This window comes from Glutamicibacter sp. NPDC087583 (genome assembly GCF_044743685.1).
In the GTDB taxonomy this organism is placed as follows: domain Bacteria; phylum Actinomycetota; class Actinomycetes; order Actinomycetales; family Micrococcaceae; genus Glutamicibacter.
In genome coordinates, this window is the sequence record NZ_JBIUWY010000002.1 from 1 (window position 1) to 16323 (window position 16323).

13 protein-coding genes are annotated in these 16323 nt (G+C 67.1%); 1 reads left to right on the top strand and 12 read right to left on the bottom strand.

Annotated features, from left to right (window positions below; translation table 11 throughout):
* Positions 1-428: 428 nt before the first annotated feature.
* The 5 genes from tyrS to argH form a co-directional block, all read right to left on the bottom strand.
* Entirely contained in the window at positions 429-1748 is a 1320-nt protein-coding gene (gene tyrS / locus ACIOU9_RS06170) for a tyrosine--tRNA ligase (protein WP_105658122.1), read from the bottom strand.
* A gap of 190 nt (positions 1749-1938) precedes the next feature.
* On the bottom strand, positions 1939-4221 hold the full coding sequence (locus tag ACIOU9_RS06175; RefSeq protein WP_402696333.1) for a HelD family protein: 2283 nt from the start codon (positions 4219-4221) through the stop codon (positions 1939-1941).
* Between the two features lie 248 nt (positions 4222-4469).
* On the bottom strand, positions 4470-5009 hold the full coding sequence (locus tag ACIOU9_RS06180) for an adenine phosphoribosyltransferase (RefSeq protein ID WP_105658124.1): 540 nt from the start codon (positions 5007-5009) through the stop codon (positions 4470-4472).
* Positions 5010-5114: 105 nt separating this feature from the next.
* Positions 5115-5855, bottom strand: coding sequence for a maleylpyruvate isomerase family mycothiol-dependent enzyme (locus ACIOU9_RS06185; protein ID WP_105658125.1), 741 nt, complete (start codon positions 5853-5855; stop codon positions 5115-5117).
* Between the two features lie 119 nt (positions 5856-5974).
* Complete coding sequence (gene argH / locus ACIOU9_RS06190; RefSeq protein ID WP_105658126.1) at positions 5975-7390, bottom strand: argininosuccinate lyase; 1416 nt, start codon at positions 7388-7390, stop codon at positions 5975-5977.
* 251 nt (positions 7391-7641) lie between these two features.
* Between argH and ACIOU9_RS06195 the strand changes: the two genes are divergently transcribed.
* Positions 7642-8193, top strand: coding sequence for a macro domain-containing protein (locus ACIOU9_RS06195; protein WP_105661899.1), 552 nt, complete (start codon positions 7642-7644; stop codon positions 8191-8193).
* 80 nt (positions 8194-8273) lie between these two features.
* Here ACIOU9_RS06195 and ACIOU9_RS06200 read toward each other — a convergent pair whose 3' ends face one another.
* The 7 genes from ACIOU9_RS06200 to argC all read right to left on the bottom strand — a co-directional run bounded on the left by ACIOU9_RS06200 (position 8274) and on the right by argC (position 16211).
* Complete coding sequence (locus ACIOU9_RS06200; protein WP_402696335.1) at positions 8274-10139, bottom strand: HNH endonuclease signature motif containing protein; 1866 nt, start codon at positions 10137-10139, stop codon at positions 8274-8276.
* Between the two features lie 99 nt (positions 10140-10238).
* Positions 10239-10742: an arginine repressor gene (locus ACIOU9_RS06205; protein WP_332487954.1), complete on the bottom strand. Its 504-nt coding sequence runs from the start codon at positions 10740-10742 to the stop codon at positions 10239-10241.
* A gap of 1 nt (position 10743) precedes the next feature.
* Entirely contained in the window at positions 10744-11703 is a 960-nt protein-coding gene (gene argF / locus ACIOU9_RS06210; protein ID WP_105658130.1) for an ornithine carbamoyltransferase, read from the bottom strand.
* 52 nt (positions 11704-11755) lie between these two features.
* Positions 11756-13015, bottom strand: a complete 1260-nt coding sequence (locus ACIOU9_RS06215) for an acetylornithine transaminase (protein ID WP_402696337.1) — start codon at positions 13013-13015, stop codon at positions 11756-11758.
* Positions 13012-13947 (bottom strand): acetylglutamate kinase, encoded by a 936-nt coding sequence (gene argB, locus ACIOU9_RS06220; protein WP_332487952.1) that lies wholly within the window; start codon positions 13945-13947, stop codon positions 13012-13014. The genes ACIOU9_RS06215 and argB overlap by 4 nt, the downstream gene beginning before the upstream one ends.
* 21 nt (positions 13948-13968) lie before the next feature.
* Positions 13969-15183 (bottom strand): bifunctional glutamate N-acetyltransferase/amino-acid acetyltransferase ArgJ, encoded by a 1215-nt coding sequence (argJ, locus tag ACIOU9_RS06225; protein WP_105658133.1) that lies wholly within the window; start codon positions 15181-15183, stop codon positions 13969-13971.
* On the bottom strand, positions 15180-16211 hold the full coding sequence (gene argC, locus ACIOU9_RS06230; RefSeq protein ID WP_332487948.1) for an N-acetyl-gamma-glutamyl-phosphate reductase: 1032 nt from the start codon (positions 16209-16211) through the stop codon (positions 15180-15182). The genes argJ and argC overlap by 4 nt, the downstream gene beginning before the upstream one ends.
* Positions 16212-16323: the final 112 nt, after the last annotated feature.

Here is a 16323-nt window from a genome sequence, read left to right on the forward strand (position 1 = left end):
TGCAATGCCTCAAGCAAATGTTATGTATTCACCAAATAAAAATATTCGGTATCAACAAACTTGGCACACTATTGAGTTCTCAAACAACAAACACTCTCGACACCACAACCACCAATCCTTCGATGACTGCTTCGCTCCGGAGCAACTTTACAAGCCTACCACCAAGTTGACCGTTGTCAACTCGACGTTTCAGTCTTGTTCACCCCGCCGTTTCCGTTTCGCCCTTTCAGGCTGTCCGGATCAGCGGCGCGAGATAAAACTCTACACGGGTTCAGCCACGACGCAAAATCGGCCTACGGGTCGAATTTCAGCCACTAATCCGACCTTGACTAGGGATTATCATAATTAGGTACAACAAAACCGCCGGAAAAGTGTCTTGGTTCACAAGCTTTTCCGGCGGTTTCGTGTAGTGCGGTAGTTACTGGGCGCTACTTGGCCAGTTCAGCCACTGCCATGTTCTTCTTGCCGCGGCGCACGATCGCGTAGCGGCCATGCAGGAAGTCCGCCTCGGCCAGTTCAGTTTCGATGCCGCCAACCTTGCCGTTATTGACGTAGGCGCCACCTTCAGTGACCGTACGGCGTGCTTCGGACAATGACTTGCTCAGGCCAGAGGCAACCAGGACATTCAAAATGCCCAGATCGTCCGCAGCAACCTTCGCCGAAGGCAGCTCCGCGATAACCGATTCCAAGGTAGGAAGATCAATCGCGCCCAGATCGCCATTGCCGAAGACCGCAGCCGAAGCGGCGATCACCTGCTCGGTAGCCTGCACACCGTGAACCAGGGAAGTGACTTCCCAGGCCAAGGTGCGCTGGGCGACGCGCTTGAACGGGCGCTCTGCAACTTCGGTTGCCAGTTCCGCGATCTGCTCGCGGGTCAGGAAGGTGAATACCTTCAAGCGGTCGATCACATCCGCGTCGGAGGTGTTCAGCCAGAACTGGTAGAAGGTGTACGGGCTGCACATTTCGGCATCCAGCCAGATGGCGTTGCCCTCGGACTTGCCGAACTTGGTGCCGTCGGAGTTGGTGATCAGCGGGGTGCCGTAGGCGTGCACCGAGTTGCCCTGGACCTTGCGGATCAGGTCGGTGCCGCTGGTCAGGTTGCCCCACTGGTCCGAGCCGCCGGTCTGCAGGGTGCAGCCGTACTGGCGGTTCAGCTCCAGGAAGTCGTAGCCCTGCAGCACCTGGTAGGAGAACTCGGTGTAGCTGATGCCCTCGTCGGAGTTCAGTCGCGCGGCGACGATCTCCTTCTTGATCATCGTGCCCACACGGAAGTACTTGCCCACATCGCGCAAGAAGTCCAAGGCCGACAGCTGCTGCGTCCAGTCCAGGTTGTTGACCAGCTGCACCGCGTTCTCGCCCTCATCGGAGAGGAAGCGGGAAACCTGCGCCTGGAGCTTGGCGACCCACTCGGTCACCGTCTCCCTGGTGTTCAAGGTGCGCTCCGCAGTTTGGCGCGGGTCGCCGATCAGGCCGGTGGAACCGCCAACCAGGGCCAGCGGCTTGTGGCCGGCCAGCTGCAGGCGGCGCATATTCAGCAACTGCACCAGGTTGCCCAGATGCAGGGACGGCGCAGTGGGATCGAACCCGCAATAGTAGGTCACAGACTCTTCGGACAGGGCTCGTTCCAGCTCGGTTTCGTCGGTGGACACGTGCACCAGGCCGCGCCACTTGAGTTCCTGCCAGACGTTCTCGAAAGATGCGTCGTTGCTCTGTCCCGCAATCACGGGATTCTGCTTCGTATCAGACATGCTCACTGTGACCATTTTCTGTCTTCGTTCTGCCCCGAGTGCCCGCGTTGCTGCTTGCGTGCACCTGTGATCGCACCGGGAGTTGGGGTTGCCTTCCCGGCGCATGGGTTTAAGGTTATCGCTTGGTGGCAGGCTCGTGCCACTTCCCCGGCCCGCCCCTTGGTCACATAGCCGACCCCGCGGTGCGCTGCTAGCCTTCCAGGCCTTCAGGCAGTTCGCGGGTGTGGACCACGCGCAGGCGCTGGGTGGTACGGGTCATCGCCACATACAAATCGCCCACGCCGCCGTCCACCTCGTCGACCAGCTCGGCCGGTTCCAGGATCAGCACGCCGTCGAATTCCAGGCCCTTGGACTCGCGCGCGGTGATCACCACGATGTCCTGGCTCAATCCGCCCGAACCGGCGCCAACGCGGTCGCCATGCACGTCCTGGACCGCCGCGCGGATGCGGGCCAGATCCTGCTGAGGCACGATGATCGCCTGCAGTCCCCCGGCCGAGTACTCCAGCTCCTCGCCCAGCGCGGCCAGGACCGCATCCTGGACTTCGGCCTCGGTGGTTTTGGTCAGCACCGGTGGCCAGTCGCCTTCGCGGACCGCCTGCGGGGTGGTGATCCGCAGGCCGGCGGCCTGGGCCACGCGCACCGCCGCGTCGGCGATCTGCGCCGGGGTGCGGTAGTTGACGGTCAGCTCTTCGAGCTCGAAGCGCTCACCGAAGAACGGCTCCAGGGCCTGGGACCAGCTGCTGGCGCCCGAGGCGGCCGAGGTCTGGGCGATGTCGCCCACGATGGTGAAGGACTTCATCGGGCAGCGGCGAACCAGCAGGCGCCACTGCATCGGCGAAAGCTCCTGCGCCTCGTCGACCACGATGTGCCCGTAGGCCCAGGTGCGATCGGCGACGGCGCGTTCAGCGGCCGTGAGCCGGGCCGCAGTTTCCTGGTTCACTCCGGCCACCTGCTCAGCGGTGACCACTCCGTCGATGCCGGCGTTTTCCAGCATGGTGTGCATATTGCGCAGCGCGGCCTTGGCATTTTCCACGTCGGCCTCGTACTGGGCGGTGTGCGTGCCGGCCAGCGGGTCGGCGAACTCGCCGAGCAGCCCGGACGCCTCATCGAGCAGCGGCACATCGGCCTCGGTGAACGGCGAGCCGGCCCGGCGATACAGGGCGTCGCGGTCCGTTTCCTTCAGGTGCGGGGCCGCGGCGGCCAAAAGGTGCGGGGTGGCGAACAACTCGGCCACCAGCTGCTGCGGGGTCATCGGCATCCAGCACAGGTTCAGCGCCACGCGCACATCGTGCGATTCGCGCACTTCCTGGGGCAGGTAGGAACGGTCGGTGGTCGAGGACTGCCCGGCCGATTCCTCCAGCTTGCGGCGCAACTGCTCGGCCAGGTCCCCCACCAGCACCTTGACGAAGGTTTCGCGGGCCTCGTTGTAGGGCTTGTGGGTGTGGCGGGCTCGTTCGCGCGCGTTCTTGACCATCTTCGGGGTCAGGGTCAGGCGGGTTCCCTCCACCACCAGGGTGCGGGTTTCCGGAATCAGCCGCTGGCGGTTGCGCACCGCAGTGGCGATCACCCTGGCCATGGACAGCTGGCCCTTGAGCCGGGCGACGGTGCGGTTGGTTTCCGGCACGGCGTGGATGCCGTGGTAGAGCTCGCCCACCGAGGACATGACCACGCCGGTCTCGCCCAGCGAGGGCAGTACGCGCTCGATGTAGCGCATGAAGGAAGTGGACGGGCCGACGATCAGCACCCCGGCGTTCTTCAGCCGTTCGCGGTACTCGTAGAGCAGGAACGCCGCGCGGTGCAGGGCGACGGCGGTCTTGCCGGTGCCCGGACCGCCCTGGACCACGACGGCGCCGGGCAGCTGCGCGCGGATGATCGCATCCTGCTCGGCCTGGATGGTGCCGACGATATCGCCCATGCGGCCGGTGCGCTTCTCGCGCAAAGCGGCCATCAGCGCGCCCTCGCCGTGGTGGGTGTGCCCCTCATCCAGCCAGGTCTCGTCGAGCACGTCGTCCTCGATGCCGGCCACGGTCCGGCCCTTGAGCATCAGGTGGCGGCGGCGGCGCACCCCGCGCGGATTCAGCGCGGTCGCCTGGTAGAAGGGGGCCGCTTCGCTGGCGCGCCAGTCGATCATCAGCCGGTTCAGGTCCTCGTCGGACAGGCCGATGCGGCCGATGTAGCGGGGAGTGCCGGAGGATGAGCCGTTGCCGGCTTCCGGCCCCTGGCCGTTGGCTGCCATATCCAGGCGGCCGAAGACCAGGCGGTCCTCGACGGCGTCGAGCTGGGCAATCCGGTCCTCGTAGAGGGTGGCGAAAGAGTCGCGTTCGGACATGTTCTGGAAGGTGCCCACCGCCCCCTGGGCCCGGGTGCGCTCAAGCTGCTCCACCTTTTCGGCGCGCAACTCGTCCAGCCGCGCGTACAGGCGGCCCACATAGTCGGATTCAGCTAACAGATCGGCCTCGATCGTATCGGTCAACCCAGTTTCCCCTCGCGCTCAAAATGTGCCCCTGCGCAAAGCACAGGGCCCTACGTAAAACGGTTCCCACGTAAAAACACAGGACAGATAATGATACGCGCCTTTGGCCCGGCGCAGGTAATCGCGCGCACCGGTGCCAAGCGCTGGCCGGGCCCGCTGCCGGGCTGTTCGCCAGCGGCGTGGAAGCGTGGCGGTTTGTTACCTGCGCGCCGCTTCCCGGCTGCCGCTTCGGCACCGCGCTGCCCGGCTCAGGAGTGGACGACCTGCAAGGAGAGCACCTTGTGCCCCGGCAGCTTGGCCCGTCCTTCGAGGCCATCGAGTTCCAGCACGACGCCGACGCCGGCGATCCTGGCACCGGTCTGCTCCAGCAGGCGGACCGCTGAACCCACGGTGCCGCCGGTGGCCAGCACGTCGTCGAGAATCAGCACGCGGGTGCCCGGGGCGATCTCGTCCTTGTGCACCTCCAGGCAACTGGTGCCGTATTCCAAGGTGTACTCGTCGCGGTAGACCTCGCGCGGCAGCTTGCCGGCCTTGCGGATGGTCAGCATGCCCTTCCCCGAGGCGTAGGCGGCGGCCGCCGCCAGCACGAAACCGCGGGCTTCGAGGCCCGCGACGATGTCGAACTGCCCCTCGAAGGGGGCGATCAGCTCGTCGACCATGCGGCGCAGGCCGGTCGGGTCGGCGAAGACCGGGGTGAGGTCCTTGAAGGAGATCCCTGGCTGCGGGTAGTCGGGCACGATCTCGCACAGTCGATCCAGCAGGTCGCTAATGCTCTCAGAAGTAGTCACGCCTAGTAATTTTAGTCCCTCCGCGCGCCGCACGCCGCACGATCGTGCATAATCATGAGCACATTTTGGGCGGTGTCCATGCGGTACGGCGGTTAACCATCCAGGCTAGCGGTTCATCAAGCGATCGCTGGGCCAGGGCAGCAGCTGCGGGTCCGCGGCCCCGTCGGCGGCCGCGGTAACCTGCACCGGCCCGGCCGCAGGGCGTCCGGCCATCCATGCGGCCAAGTCGAAATCGGCACCCGAGAGCACCCACGATTTCGCCCCGTCCCCGAGCACCATCCGGGGTTTGCCATGCGGCTGCAGCACCAGACGGGTTCCTTCCGGAACGCGGGCTTCGAGCGCCCGGAACAGATGCGCGCTGAATGCCGGCGGCCAGCTGGCGGCCGGGCGCAGGAATTCGTCCAGGTCGGTGGCGTGGATCAGCATCTCTCGCCAGGTCGCGTACATCAGGTCCGCGGCCTTGGCCCCCGGGCGGTACCCCACCGGCTGCTCCCACGTGGCTTCGGCACCAGGCAGGGTGGCGCGCAACTGGGCCAACGCGTCGGCGGCCAAGGCGCGCAGGGACTCCGGGCGCATCAGCGCGGTCATGTTGATCGCCTCGATCCGGCCCTCGGCGCCCCCGTCGTACATCAGCGGCGGCCGCTGGGCTCCGGCGTTCTCGAACTGGCGCACGGCGGCCTTCGCGAAGGAGGCCAGATGCGCGATCAGCTGGGCGGTGCTCCAGCCCGGCAGCGAACTGGGCTTGCTGTACTGGGTGTCGGGAACCTCCCGCACCTGTACGGAAAGTTCATCCAATGCGGTGGTGACCTGCGCGATGAGTTCGGCAGGGGCCAGGAGTCGAGTCATGAATCACACTTTAGCGCGAACCGGGCGCAAATGCGCAAGGGCTCGAAGCCGTGGTTAACGCGCAAGCGGCCGCCGGGCAGGATTCTTCCCGCGCGGCGGCCGCTTGGCCCTGCCCGGTGCTACTTGGCCCAGGCCTTGATCTGGTCGAGCTGTCGCTCGAACTCGGCGAGCTGCGCTGCTACCGCGCTCGGGGCGGTGCCGCCCTGGCCGTTGCGGGCGTTCAGCGAACCCTCGGTGGAGAGCACCTCGCGCACCGCCGGGGTCAGGTGCTCGGAGATGCCGGCGTATTCCTCGTCGGTCAGGTCCCACAGTTCCACGCCGCGCGATTCGGCCAGCTGCACCGCAGCGCCGGAGAGCTCGTGGGCATCGCGGAACGGCACGCCCTGGCGGACCAGCCATTCGGCGATGTCGGTCGCCAAGGCGAAGCCCTGCGGGGCCAGATCCGCCATGCGCTCGGTATTGAAGGTCAAGGTGCCCATCATTCCGGCGACCGCCGGCAGCAGGATTTCCAGGGTGTCCGCGGCGTCGAATACCGGTTCCTTGTCTTCCTGCAGGTCGCGGTTGTAGGCCAGGGGCAGGGCCTTGAGGGTAGCCAGCAGGCCGGTCAGGTCGCCGATCAGGCGCCCTGCCTTGCCGCGGGCCAGCTCGGCGATATCGGGGTTCTTCTTCTGCGGCATGATCGAGGAGCCGGTGGAGAAGGAGTCGTGCAGCTTCACGAAGCTGAATTCCTTGGTGGCCCAGAGGATGACCTCCTCCGAGACGCGCGAGAGGTCCACGCCGATCATGGCCGCGATCCAGGAGAATTCGGCGAACACGTCGCGGGCGGCGGTGCCGTCGATCGAGTTGTGCACGGCCGAGTCGAAGCCCAGCTCGGCGGCGACGAAGTTCGGATCCAGGCCCAGGGTCTGGCCGGCCAGCGCACCGGAACCATAGGGCGACACGGCGGCACGCTTGTCCCAGTCGACCAGGCGCTGCACATCGCGCAGCAGCGGCCAGGAGTAGGCCAGCAGCAGGTGCGAGAGCAGGATCGGCTGGGCATGCTGCAGGTGGGTGCGCCCGGGCATCGGCGCATAGGGGTGCGCCTTGGCCTGCTCGACCATGGCGTCAAGGGTGTCGATCACGCCGCGGGCGATGATCCGCGCGTGGTCGCGCAGGAACATCCGGCCCAGGGTGGCGATCTGGTCATTGCGCGACCGGCCGGCGCGCAGCTTGCCGCCCAGGGCGGTGCCGGCGCGCTCCAGCAGGCCGCGTTCCAGCGAGCCGTGAACGTCTTCGTCGGTTGGCGCTGCGACATAGGCCTCGGAGATGACATCGGCTTCGAGCTGGTCCAGGGCGGCGATCATGTCTGCCAGCTCGGCATCGGTGAGCAGGCCCGCGCGGTTCAGCACCTTGGCATGGGCACGGGATCCGGCAATATCGTAGCTGGCCAGGCGCCAGTCGAAGTGGGTGGACTTGCTCAGCGCAGCCATTGCATCCGCTGGGCCGCCGGAGAAGCGACCGCCCCAGAGCGATCCTTCATTTGTTGACGAGGCCATGGCCCGTTCCTTTCTGCCGGAGAAAATTGACGTTGCACCCTACTCTAGCAAAGCTTTATGCAATGCAACTCATATTTATGCAACGGTGTGCCGATTCATGCATCACATGCTTATCACTGCGGCCTGCTCTGCGGGCCTGGCCAGGCTCCGGAACACGCAGGAAACCTTAAGTTTTGCCTCTTCCAGTACTCAGCGCCCGGGCGTATGGTGTGATCATAGAGCCGATACGGAACGTTCTTCGGAGGTACCCAATGGAAATCCAGCTGTACCGGGGTGATATCACCACCCTTCATGTTGATGCCATCGTCAATGCGGCCAATCCTTCGCTGCTCGGTGGAGGCGGCGTCGACGGCGCGATCCATGCAGCTGCTGGTCCCAGCCTGCTGGCCGCCTGCCGGGAAATTCGGGCCAACCGCTACCCCGACGGGATTCCTTCGGGCATTGCCGTCGTCACCAAGGCCGGCAACCTGCATGCCAAGTGGGTCGTCCACACCGCGGCCCCCAACTTGGCGCTGATCAAGCCGAACCCCAAGATCCTCGACGACTGCTTCGTGAACTCCCTGTATGTCGCGGCCCGCCACGAGGCCCACTCGGTCGCGTTCCCGGCGATTGGCGCAGGGGCGTTCGGGTGGGATCCTGAGCAGGTTGCCAGCATCGCCCATGCAGCGATCAGCCGGTGGATCGAGACCAATAAGCATATTTCGCCGATCCACAAGATCATCCTGGTCGCGCATACCGATGAGGTCCAGGCCGCCTTCGAGCGGGCGTTCTCGCTGGATGCCGTGGAGGATATTGCCGCCTGATCGGATCCGAATGGCATTAACGCACGAACTCTGCCGCGCACTCCCAGTCGAGGGCGCGGCAGTTTTGCGAGGTCGGGCAGCTAGGTGCGGGCGAAATAGGTGTTGCGCCGCGGCAGCTGCTGCGGATCCAGATGCTTGGGCAGGATGACATGGGGCAGGCCCTTGATCTTGACCAGTTTCAGGTAGCCGCTGTGGACCATGGTGTGGTGCAGTGCGCAGAGCGGGCAGCAGTCCTGGAGTCGGGTATGGCCGCCCTTGGCCCACGGTTTGAAGTGGTGGAATTCGATCAGTGCCGGGTCTGCCGTGCAGCCTGGGACCAGGCAGCCGCCGTCCCGGTCGCGGGCCGCAAGTTTCATCCAGCGCGGGAAGAGCCGGGCATCGCGGCCGATATCCATGACCACCCCGTCGGCGTTGTAGATCGGGCTGATCACCTTGGCTTCGCACAGCATGGTGCGCAACTGGGGCGCGGAAATTTGCACGCCGTGCGCGCTGATGCCGGTGAGCGATGCGAGATCCTGGAGATCCTCGAAGCGCGCGTGCACCACGATTTCGGGGGTGATGCGCTTGCCCTGGCTGTCGGGGCCGATATTGCGCAGGATTGCGTTCAGCGCATTGAGCCGGCGTTCGGGCACCGAACAAGTTGCCGGCAAGCCCGACAGTGGTGTGCCCGGCGGGTTCGGCGGGTCGGGATCTGGCGCGGTATCATCCGCAGGAGCTGGCAGGCCAACGCCCGCCCAGTCCGGAGCAGGTTGGTCGCTGTTCCAGAGGTGCTCCCCGGGTTCTTCCCACTCGGCCTTGCCACCAGGCGCTTGCTGGCCGCCGTCGGATTCCGGGTCGGGGTCGGGCTCCGGGCCGGGGTGTCCGCTGGAAGACGGCTCTGCGGTATCGCAGTGCTCATCGCCGGAAGGGCTGTCGCTGGCGGCGCCTGCGGCCTTGCGGGCGGCGGCGCCGGCCTTGGTGCGCTTGTTGTCGGCCTGCGTGATCAGCGATTCCCAGAGTTCCGCGTCGATCTCCCGGACACGGACGATGAATTCATGGACCCCGTTGACCACCTTGCCGCGGAAGAGGCCCAGCTTCGGGGTCGGAGCCTGGTCGTGCGCGTCCTTGTACTCCTTGATCAAGCCATTGATGCGCTTCTGCCGGATGCGGATCTGGTCTTCCCTCAGATGCGCGGCGGCATGCTCCTCCAGCAAGGTGCCGTCGGCGGCCTTGGCAGTGGCCGTGGTGGGCAGGCCGTCGAAGGTGGTGTCTTCGGGTTCGAACTTGTCCAGCGCGCGGGCGGTTTTCAGCACCTCGCGGGGATCCGGCGTGCTGTGCAGGCCAGGCAAAGCCCAGCCGGCCGGCGACAGCAAGGCCTCCGTGGACGGATCTGCGACTGGCGTGCCTGGCGCGGGGGTGCCGGCGAAGTGTTCTGCGAGCAGGGTGAAACGCGGGGCGCAGGCAGAGCCGGCGATATCCTTGCGGGCGTGGACCAGATGGGCGTCCTTGACGCGGCGGTCGGCCTCGAAATAATTCACATCCAGCATCTGGGACAGGACGGCGGCCGCATCGAGGTAGAGGGTGCGGCCGGGCGCGAATTGCGCAGGGGCGCTGAAATCGGTGGTGCCCGCGCGCAGGTGGTCGAATTCGGCGAGGTCCAGGGCGTGGGCGGCGCTGGTCTCCACCTGGCTAGCCGCCATGACGACGGTGCGGGCGGCTTGCCGGCTGAAGGCTTCGGCGAAGTGGGCGTGGGCCAGCGCGAGGCGCGGATCGGCGCAGCCCGAGGCCTGGGCGCAGAGGTTCTGGAACAGGAACAGGCACGCTGCTTCGGCGCGCAGCAAGCTGGCGGCGTCCAGCGGGGTGCCGCTGGCCAGCTGCTGCGCCACGGTCCCCAGGCTGGCGGCCAGCGCGGGTCCCGCGGTGCTCGTGGCGCTGGCGCTGGCGCTGGCGCTCTGAAGTGGTTCCATGCCCCGATCATCGGGCGCCATCTCGACCGGCATGGCAAAGCCGCCGCGGACTGTGGAGAAGTTCGCGGCGGCAAGCGCCCGATGGACTGGCGGCGCCGGTCAGCGCGGTTCGGCCAGCTGCAGGAAGCGGGCGGCCACTTCGGCACCGCCGTCGGCCACGCGGGTGGTGACCATGATGGTGTCATCCCCCGCGATGCAGCCCAGGATCGAGGGCATCTGCGAGTGGTCGATGGCCAGGGCCAGCAGGTTCGCCGCGCCCGGCGGGGTGCGCAGCACCACGATATTCCCGGAGGCCTCGGCGGTGACCAGCTGCTCGGCGCAGATCTTGGCCAGGCGCGCGTCGAGCACTTCCTGGGTGATCGCGGTCTTCGGGGAACGGTCCCCGCCTTCCTGGCGCACCGCGTAGATCAGCTGCCCGGAGTTGTCGCGGATGCGCACCGCTCCGATTTCCACCAGGTCGCGCGAGAGCGTGGCCTGGGTGACTTCCAGCCCGTCGTCCTTGAGCAGGCCGAGCAGCTCGGCCTGGGACTTGACCGAGTTGTTGCCCAGGAACGCGCGGATGCGGGCCTGGCGGGCGGTTTTGGTGCTTGGCTGGGCGGACATCCTAGAGCTCCACTCGTGGATCTTCGGCCAGGCCGGAGGCGACCATCAGCCAGGCCATCACGGCCTTCTGCGCGTGCACGCGGTTCTCGGCCTCGTCGAACACGACCGACTGCGGGCCGTCGATGACCTCGGCGTCGATCTCGTAGCCGCGGTAGGCCGGCAGGCAATGCAGCACGATCGCGTCGTCCTTGGCCAGCTTCATGGCTTCGGCGGTCACCGAGTAGCCGGTGAACAGCTGCTGGCGTTCGGCCTTCTCGGCTTCCTGGCCCATGGACACCCAGGTGTCGGTGACGACCACGTCGGCGTCTTGCAGCGCGGCGGCGGCATCGGTGGTGATCGTGGCCGATCCCCCGGTCAGCGCGGCACGCTGCTGCGCGGCCTCGATGATGCGGGCTTCGGGCAGGTAGCCCTCGGGGCCGGCGATGCGCACGTGCATGCCGGCGGTGACCCCGGCCAGCAGGTAGGAGTTGGCCATGTTGTTGGCCGCGTCGCCCAGGTAGGCCATGGTCAGCCCGGCGGTCTTGCCCTTGTGCTCGCGCACGGTGAGCAGGTCGGCGATCAGCTGGCAGGGGTGGTAGTCGTCCGACAGCGCGTTGATCACCGGAACCGAAGAGTTCGCGGCCATTTCCTCCAGGCCGGACTGGGCGAAGGTGCGCCACACGATGGTGGAGACCATGCGCTCGAGCACCTTGGCGGAATCGGCGATGGACTCCTTGTGGCCCAGCTGCGAATCGGCGGAGTTGATGATCAGCGGCGAGCCGCCGAGTTCGGCGATGCCGGCGTGGAAGGACACGCGGGTGCGGGTGGAGGTCTTGTCGAAGAAGACCGCGACGCTCTGCGGGCCGGCGAACGGCTGGTAGCCGTACTTGTCGGCCTTCATCGCCGCGGCCAGGTCCAGCACCTTGGACTGCTCGTCGGGGGTGAAATCCAGGTCGGTCAGGAAGTGGCGGGTTGCGCTCATGGTGTTAGTCCTTTGCTGTCGCAGGGGGTGGTCGCGAAGTTGCTGCCGGCCGCTAGCTGGCGGCCCTGATCAGCTGCGGCAGGGCCGCGATCAGGGTGCCCAGCTGCTCGGTGGTGATCACCAGCGGCGGGGCCAGGCGGATGGTCTTCTCGTCGGTGGCGTTCACGATGAATCCGGCATCCAGCGCCGCGGCGACCAGCTTCGGCGCGTTGGCGGCGGCCAGTTCGAAGGCGGTGAGCAGCCCGGCGCCGCGCACGGCGGCAATGCCCTCGACGCCTGCCAGTTGCTCGCGCAGCCAATCGCCGGTGGCGCGCACATGGGCCAGCAGGTTCTGGGATTCGATGGTGTGGATGACGGCCAGGCCGGCGGCGCAGGCCACCGGGTTGCCGCCGAAGGTGGTGCCGTGGTCGCCCGGGGCCAGCCAGGCGGTGTTCTGCTCGCCGAACACGATCATCGCGCCGATCGGGAAGCCTCCGCCCAGGCCCTTGGCCAGGGTCATCACATCCGGGATCACCGGGGCCGAGGCGAAGAACGCCCCGGTGCGGCCCATGCCGGTCTGCACCTCGTCGAAGACCAGCAGGGCGCCGGCTTCGCGGGTGATGTCGCGGGCGGCCTGCAGGTACTGCGCGGAGAGCATCTTCACGCCGGCTTCGCCCTGGATCGGCTCGATGAAGACCGCCGCGACGGTTTCGTCCACCGCGGCACGCAGCGCGTCGATGTCCCCGGCCGGGATCCAGCTGACGTTTTCGGGCAGCGGGGCGAAGGGCGCGCGGTACTTTTCCTTGTAGGTCAGCGACAGCGCGCCCAGGGTGCGGCCGTGGAAGGAATGCTCCAGGGCGATCACCTTGGTGCGCGGGGCCTGCGGCGTGCCGGCGTTGCGCCGGGTCAGCTTCAGCGCGGCCTCATTGGCTTCGGTGCCGGAGTTGGCGAAGAAGACCTTGGAGCCGGCCGGGGCGGCGGAGATGTCCAGCAGCTTCTCGGCCAGCGCGATCTGGCTGGGGGAAGTGAAGAAGTTCGAGACATGGCCCAGGGTGGACAGCTGGCTGCTGATCACGGAAGCCAGCAGCGGGTGCCCGTGGCCCAGGGTGTTGACCGCGATGCCGCCGAGCAGATCCAGGTACTGGTGGCCATCGGCGTCCCAGACATGGCAGCCGGCCCCGCGCACCAGCACGCGCTGCGGGGTGCCGAAGACGCCGAGCAGGGAGCTGGAGTAGCGTTCGGCCAGGGCGGCCGAGGACAGCTGCGCCAGCCCGGCAGCTTCAGCGGTTCCAGCCAGGGCGGAGGAGGTGGTTTCAGCGGCGTGCTCGCTCACTTGGCGTCCTTCTTTTGTGCGGTGGCCGGGAGCACCTGGGTGCCCACGCCGGCGGTGGTGAAGATTTCCAGCAGCATCGAGTGCGGGGCGCGGCCATCGACGATGTGGGCCTGGCCCACGCCCCCGTCGACGGCTTTGAGGCAGGCGCCCATTTTCGGGATCATCCCCGATTCCAGCGACGGCAGCATGGTGCGCAGCTCGTCGTTGGTGATCGAGCTGATCAGCGAGGACTTGTCCGGCCAGGCGGCGTACAGGCCCTCCACGTCGGTGAGGATCACCAGCTTGGCGGCACCCAGCGCGGTGGCCAGCGCGGCCGCCGCGGTATCCGCGTTGACGTTCAGCACCGCTCCGGTGGGCTCGCCGGATTCGTCGAATTCCGGGGCGACGGTGGAGATGACCGGGATCATCCCGGCATCCACCAGCGAGTCCACCTGGTCGGTGCGCACGGTGGTGACCTCGCCGACCAGCCCCAGGTCCACGGGCAGGCCGTCCACGACCGTGCCGGTGCGCACTGCCTGCAAGGTGGCGCCGTCCTCGCCGGACATGCCCACCGAGTAGGGTCCGTGCGAGTTGATCAGGCCGACCAGGTCGCGCTGCACCTGGCCGGTGAGCACCATCCGCACCACGTCCATGGCTTCGGGGGTGGTCACCCGCAGCCCGCCGCGGAACTCGGAGTCGATCCCGAGGGTGTCGAGCATCCTGTTGATCTGCGGTCCCCCGCCGTGCACCACCACCGGGTTGATCCCGGCGTGGCGCAGGAACACGATGTCCTCGGCGAAGGCGCGGCGCAGATCGTCGTTGACCATCGCGTTGCCACCGTATTTGATGACCATCGTGGTCCCGGCGAAGCGCTGGATCCAGGGCAGCGCCTCGATGAGCGCTTCGGCCTTGGACTGGGCGATGCCCAGGTTGGTGCGGGCGGTGTGGGCCATGGGAGTGTTCCTAGTTTCTGCCTAGCTGGAGTAGGCGGAGTTCTCGTGGACGTAGTCGTGGGTCAGGTCGTTGGTCAGCACGGTGGCTTCCTCGGTGCCCGCGTTCAGGTCGATCTCGATCAACACGTTGCGTTCTTCGAGCGAAACCAGGCTGCGGTCCTCGCCCACCCCGCCGTTCTTGCAGACCATCACGGAGTTGATCGACACGTTCAGCTCATCGGGTTCGAACGCGGCCTTGGTGGTGCCGACCTCGGAGAGCACCCGGCCCCAGTTCGGATCCTTGCCGAAGACCGCGGTCTTGACCAGATTGGAGCGCGAGACGGCCTTGGATACTTCCAGGGCGTCGGCCTCGGTAGCGGCATTGAAGGTGCGGATCGCGATGGTGTGCTGCGCGCCCTCGGCGTCCTCGATCAGCTTCGCGGCCAGCTCGCAGCAGGCGTCGGTCAGCGCCGCGGTGAACTCGGCCAGGTCCGGGGCGGCGCCCGAGGCGCCGGAGGCCAGCAGCAGCACGGTGTCGTTGGTGGACATGCAGCCATCGGAGTCCGCGCGGTCGAAGCTCATCGCGGTGGCGGCGCGCAACGCGGCATCGGCCTGTGCGGAGGTCAGCACCGCATCGGTGGTGAGCACCACCAGCATGGTGGCCAGCGCCGGGGCGAGCATGCCCGCGCCCTTGGCCATGCCGCCGATGATGACCTGGCCGGAGCCCGGTGCCCCGACGATACGGGAGACCAGCTTCGGCACGGTGTCGGTGGTCATGATGCCCGCGGCGGCCGCATCGGCCGCGTTCTGGTCGTCGGCCAGCGCCCCGGCGGCAGCCTGGACCCCGGGCAGCAGCTTGTCCATGGGCAGCTGCATCCCGATCAGCCCGGTGGACGCCACGGCCACGTCGCCGGCGGAAACCGAGAGCAGCTGCGCGGCGTATTCGGCGGTCTTGTGGGTGTTCGCGAAGCCTTCGGCGCCGGTGCAGGCGTTGGCCCCGCCGGAGTTGAGCACCACGGCGTCGATGCGGCCGTCGGCCAGCACCTGCTTGGACCAGTGCACCGGGGCGGCGGCCACGCGGTTGGAGGTGAACACGCCGGCGGCGGTGAACTGCGGGCCGAGGTTCTTGACCACGACCACGTCGTTCTTGCCGGTGGACTTCAGGCCTGCCGGGACGCCGGCGGCGGCGAAGCCTGCCGGTGCGGTGACCCCGGTGGCGGCAGCGGATGGGTGGGTGTTGGTGTGCGCGAGGCTCACGGTGCAACTCCTTGCATGAGCAATCCGGTGTTTTCTTCCAGTCCCAGTGCGATGTTCATCGACTGGACCGCGGCACCTGCGGTGCCCTTGGTGAGATTATCCAGTGCGGCGGTGACGATCACGCGGTTGGCGTGGGTGTCGAAGGCCAGCTGCAGCTGGACGTGGTTCGATCCCTGCACCGCCCCGGTGGTCGGCCATTGGCCCTCGGGCAGCAGGTGCACGAAGAGCTCGTCGGCATAGGCCGCGGACCAGGCTTCGCGCAGCTGCGCTTCGCTCACCTCGGGCTTGGCCTTGGCGGTGGCGGTGGTCAGGATGCCGCGCGGCATCGGGGCCAGGGTGGGGGTGAAGGAGACGGTGACCGGTTCGCCGGCGAGCTGGGAGAAGCCCTGCTCCATTTCCGGGATGTGGCGGTGGGACCCGCCCACCCCGTAGGTGCTCATCGAGCCCATGGTTTCGCTGCCCAGCAGGTTGGGCTTCAGCGACTTGCCGGCGCCCGAGGTGCCCGAGGCGGAGACGATGACCACGTCGTCGGCTTCCAGCAGGCCAGCGGCGAAGCCCGGAGCCAGGGCCAGCTGCGCGCCGGTCGGGTAGCAGCCCGGGACGGCCACGCGCTTGGTGCCCACCAGCTTTTCGCGCGCACCGGGAAGTTCGGGCAGGCCATAGGGCCAGAAGCCGGCATGCGCCGAGCCGTAGAATTTCTCCCAGGCTTCGGCGGATTCCAGCCGGTGGTCCGCGCCGGCGTCGATGACCAGGGTGGATTCGGGCAGCGCCGCGGCCACGGCGGCCGATGCGCCGTGCGGCAGGGCCAGGAACACGACGTCATGCCCGGCGAGGTTTTCCACGGTGGTGTCCAGCAGGACGCGATCGGCGAGCGCATGCAGGTGCGGGGCGATCGAGCCGAGCCGCTGCCCGGCCTGCGAATGCGCGGTGATCGCGCCAATCTCTACTTCTGGGTGGGCCGCGAGGATGCGCAGGACCTCGCCACCGGCGTATCCACTGGCGCCGGAAACAGCTACTGAAATCGTCATGACCTGATTCTACCGCGAAATATTCATGCAGGCTAATAAATATTCATAAAATTCTTCGTCACGTAACCCGACATCCGCCCCACGGTGCCCGCGCAGCGCTCCGAAGTCCTAA

What these genes read in the sequence shown, in the direction of transcription:
- tyrS (WP_105658122.1), bottom strand. Translation starts at nt 1,748, where the DNA reads ATGTCTGATACGAAGCAGAATCCCGTGATTGCGGGACAGAGCAACGAC.
- ACIOU9_RS06185 (WP_105658125.1), bottom strand. Translation starts at nt 5,855, where the DNA reads ATGACTCGACTCCTGGCCCCTGCCGAACTCATCGCGCAGGTCACCACC.
- argH (WP_105658126.1), bottom strand. Translation starts at nt 7,390, where the DNA reads ATGGCCTCGTCAACAAATGAAGGATCGCTCTGGGGCGGTCGCTTCTCC.
- ACIOU9_RS06195 (WP_105661899.1), top strand. Translation starts at nt 7,642, where the DNA reads ATGGAAATCCAGCTGTACCGGGGTGATATCACCACCCTTCATGTTGAT.
- ACIOU9_RS06200 (WP_402696335.1), bottom strand. Translation starts at nt 10,139, where the DNA reads ATGGAACCACTTCAGAGCGCCAGCGCCAGCGCCAGCGCCACGAGCACC.
- ACIOU9_RS06205 (WP_332487954.1), bottom strand. Translation starts at nt 10,742, where the DNA reads ATGTCCGCCCAGCCAAGCACCAAAACCGCCCGCCAGGCCCGCATCCGC.
- argF (WP_105658130.1), bottom strand. Translation starts at nt 11,703, where the DNA reads ATGAGCGCAACCCGCCACTTCCTGACCGACCTGGATTTCACCCCCGAC.
- argB (WP_332487952.1), bottom strand. Translation starts at nt 13,947, where the DNA reads ATGGCCCACACCGCCCGCACCAACCTGGGCATCGCCCAGTCCAAGGCC.
- argC (WP_332487948.1), bottom strand. Translation starts at nt 16,211, where the DNA reads ATGACGATTTCAGTAGCTGTTTCCGGCGCCAGTGGATACGCCGGTGGC.